Consider the following 1,184-nt stretch of genomic DNA (forward strand, 5'->3'; position numbering starts at 1 on the left):
CCACCCCTGTGGGGGTGGGCCGCCTCTTCGTTTGTCCGTTCTACGTGTGCAGCTGGCCTGCCCGTGGCCCGGGCGGTGATGGGCGAAGCCCGGTGGCCCGCGAGTGGCCATTGCATCTTCGGCGGAGCTCGGCGACGGTGGTAAGTGTCGTCGACAGCCGAGGACGAGGAGCGGGTCATGACCGACTACGGGCGCCCGGTGCAGTTCGGGATCTTCCCCACCCCTGACGCGGACCGCGTCGACGAGATCCTCGAGCTCGCCCGGATGGCGGATGCGGAGGGCGTGGATTTCGTTGGTATCCAGGACCATCCGTATCAGAAGCGGTTCCTCGACACCTGGGCGCTGATGGCGGTGGTGCTGGCGCGCACCACACGGGTGCGGGTGTTCCCCGACGTGGCGAGCCTGCCCCTGCGGCCGCCCGCAGTGATGGCGAAGGCCGCGGCCAGCCTGGACGTGCTCTCCGCCGGTCGCTTCGAGCTGGCGCTCGGCGCGGGCGCATTCTGGCCGGCCATCGAGGCGATGGGCGGGCCGATGCGCACGCCGGGCCAGGCTGCGGGCGCGCTGTCCGAGGCCGTCGACGTCATCCGGCTCATGTGGTCGGACGCGCGGTCGGCGAGGTACGAGGGCGCCCACTACCGGCTCGCCGGGGCCCATCCGGGACCCCGGCCGGCGCACGACATCGGGCTCTGGCTCGGGGTGGGCGGCCCCCGGATGCTGCGTGTCCTCGGTACCAAGGCGGACGGCTGGGTGCCGTCGAACAGCTACTTCCCGCCGCCCACGCTCCCCGACATGCAGGTGCGGATCGACGAGGCCGCGGCCGAGGCAGGCCGTGACCCGGCCACCGTCCGGCGGATCTACAACGTCTTCGGCACCGTCACGGACGGGCGCAGCGGGGGATTCCTAGGCGGCCCGGTCGCGCAGTGGGTCGACGAGCTGACGGCGCTCGTGCTCGAGACCGGCATGGACACCTTCGTTTTCGGGGCGGAGGGCGACGACCCCGACCAGCATCGAAGGTGGGCGATCGAGGTCGCGCCGGCGGTCCGGGACGCCGTCGCCGCCCACCGCGCCTGAGGTCGGTCCCGCGGGAGGCCGGTGTCGTCGAGCGTGCGGACGAGGGGCGTCGGGGACCGCGTCGGTGCCGACGCGGTCCCGCCGAAACGACGATCGGCCACCCCGGGAAGCGG

Annotated in this window: 1 protein-coding gene; it reads left to right on the forward strand. The window is 73.1% G+C overall.

Annotated elements, in window-relative coordinates; translation table 11 throughout:
* The first annotated feature begins 177 nt into the window (after positions 1-177).
* Positions 178-1,071: an LLM class flavin-dependent oxidoreductase gene (locus ACFXGJ_RS24465; RefSeq protein WP_378625866.1), complete on the forward strand. Its 894-nt coding sequence runs from the start codon at positions 178-180 to the stop codon at positions 1,069-1,071.
* Positions 1,072-1,184: the final 113 nt, after the last annotated feature.

Origin of the sequence: Rhodococcus sp. NPDC059234 (genome assembly GCF_042754225.1) — a bacterium.
Lineage (GTDB): Bacteria > Actinomycetota > Actinomycetes > Mycobacteriales > Mycobacteriaceae > Rhodococcus_G.

Bases quoted from the DNA above. Each gene is read 5' to 3' on its own strand.
- ACFXGJ_RS24465 (WP_378625866.1), top strand. From the start codon at position 178: ATGACCGACTACGGGCGCCCGGTGCAGTTCGGGATCTTCCCCACCCCT.